Origin of the sequence: Endozoicomonas sp. ONNA2, from assembly GCF_024606365.1 — a bacterium.
Lineage (GTDB): Bacteria > Pseudomonadota > Gammaproteobacteria > Pseudomonadales > Endozoicomonadaceae > Endozoicomonas.
In genome coordinates this window covers 1-1,357 of the sequence record NZ_JAHHPO010000290.1, presented here as the reverse complement: position 1 = coordinate 1,357, position 1,357 = coordinate 1, and the positions used below count along the sequence as shown (strand labels likewise).

Annotated in this window: 1 protein-coding gene; it reads right to left on the bottom strand. The window is 48.1% G+C overall.

Annotation, left to right across the window (positions count from 1 at the left end):
- Positions 1-44: 44 nt before the first annotated feature.
- Positions 45-1,142: a hypothetical protein gene (locus KDK14_RS05090; protein WP_257263934.1), complete on the bottom strand. Its 1,098-nt coding sequence runs from the start codon at positions 1,140-1,142 to the stop codon at positions 45-47.
- Positions 1,143-1,357: the final 215 nt, after the last annotated feature.

The window sequence follows — 1,357 nt, the reverse complement described above, 5'->3', positions numbered from 1 at the left end:
ACGACCGGCTTCCGAAGGTTTCAACGTCTTCTGAAGTTACGGATTCAGGTTAAAAGAAAATGTTTAGAGATTGCCGATCCCCGATCCAGGGAACAACCATCAATAAGCTCCATGACCAGAGCCTCAGAACTGGAAAATTCTTCAGCAACCTCGGGCACCTTGAACGTAACCGGTATCTGTTGAATATAATCAGCGAGACTTGATTCCTCCGGAACCGGAATAAAATAACGGTTGGTACGTGACAGCTCAGCCAACACACGCCCTTGTGTTTTGGTATGTTCAAGCTCTGTTAATAAATTTCCCTCTTGCACGAAAGATGACAAGGCGCTGTCATAACCTTTAACATGACTGGATGCCAAAGATCCTCCCCATCGCAGGGCTGGCAAATAACATTTTCTGTACAGCCAGGCATCATAACAGATATTGCGTACCGACTCCTCCGATACTGATTTAACGGCATAGCTACGCCCGTTAATGTCGCAATGATCGATTTGACAAACAGTCCCCCGCCCCAGATTTTTGGCATATTTTATCGGTACTTCCAGCCTTATTCTTTTGGCTGGCGGGCCATCATCGACAAAGCCAGGCTCTGAAGAAATGACTGATACAGTCTCTGGTGCCTGCCGCACATTACCCTGCAAAACGCTCTCTACTTTACCAGGAGCAATCTCGCTTGCCGGGAAACGGCTGTTACTGTCACTTTTGAAATCGGGATTTGGACAAATAGCTTGAAATTGCATCCATTTACCGCCAACTAATCCCCCAAGCTTCATAAATTGACGAGCTGGATCATCATGAGGACTGGCCCTATAGAATGACAGTGATCTGTACGTTATCCTGGCCGCCCGACGAACCACCCCCCAGGTGTTACTCAACCAGGAAGAAGCGTTTTGTCCCAACACCTTGCGTCTGGATAGTGGTGTCTTTTCAGCAAGTGAGGCCGTACCCTCACCTTCCTGGTGTACTGCTAAATTTACCGCATTATTATCAGCTACCCGGATTGTGACTGATCTGGACGACCGGGATGTGGCAGGTAGAGGAGGGCATGGTTCGCAACCGCCAGAATCCTCGCGGTTGTTATTTACAAAATCAGATTCGACAGGAAAGTACCCGGATCCACCAGCAATTGAGTGAGATAACATGAAGATCGTTCTCCTGAACGTTTGGGTTCTTTCATTGGACTTTTTTTCATTGGACTTTTTTTATGAACAAAAGTTCATATTTCCATGGCTCACGTCCCTGCTGTCAGCCAGAGCCCCCCAAAAATTCAAACCGGAAGCACACCCATTGATAAAGTCATGCCCCGGGAGGCTGTCCGAGAATAGCGCCCGACTGGGCGTCCCCGTAGCGAGGATTG

Excerpts from the sequence above, each read along its gene's own strand:
- KDK14_RS05090 (WP_257263934.1), bottom strand. The coding sequence starts at position 1,142 with ATGTTATCTCACTCAATTGCTGGTGGATCCGGGTACTTTCCTGTCGAA.